1 protein-coding gene is annotated in these 337 nt (G+C 34.7%); it reads right to left on the bottom strand.

Going from position 1 to position 337, the window contains the following annotated elements:
- Nucleotides 1-337, bottom strand: a 337-nt coding sequence (locus SB717_RS34365) for a glycerophosphoryl diester phosphodiesterase membrane domain-containing protein (protein WP_410907322.1), incomplete at both ends; no start/stop codon positions are given.

The raw sequence follows: 337 nt of genomic DNA, 5'->3' as shown, positions 1-337 counted from the left end.
GCTTCTTTCGTATTTTCTACGCCTTTTGATATATACCCGCGGTGCGCCATAATAATCGGTTCTTTATATGAATTTGAAATAAACGTTACAATGAAGGCAACGACCATTCCCGCAGTAATAATCCCTACAATGTATACGCCAATGAATTTCCAACGATGTTTTTGGAAGAAACATTTATCTGCTTTCGTTTTCGAATAATCTAATCCTTCTTCTAATAAAACATCTTCAACCGGTACCTTTTGTAAGTATAATCGCGTAATCGCCATAATATAAAATGGCGTCACGATAAAGCTGAATAAATACAATGTGCTCGTTAAAAATACAGAAATCGTTGATT

It is taken from the genome of Priestia sp. SIMBA_032, assembly GCF_046535215.1.
GTDB classification, from domain to species: Bacteria; Bacillota; Bacilli; order Bacillales; family Bacillaceae_H; genus Priestia; species Priestia aryabhattai.
Note: the sequence above shows the minus strand (reverse complement) of the source record. Positions and strands in the feature narration are given on the sequence as shown.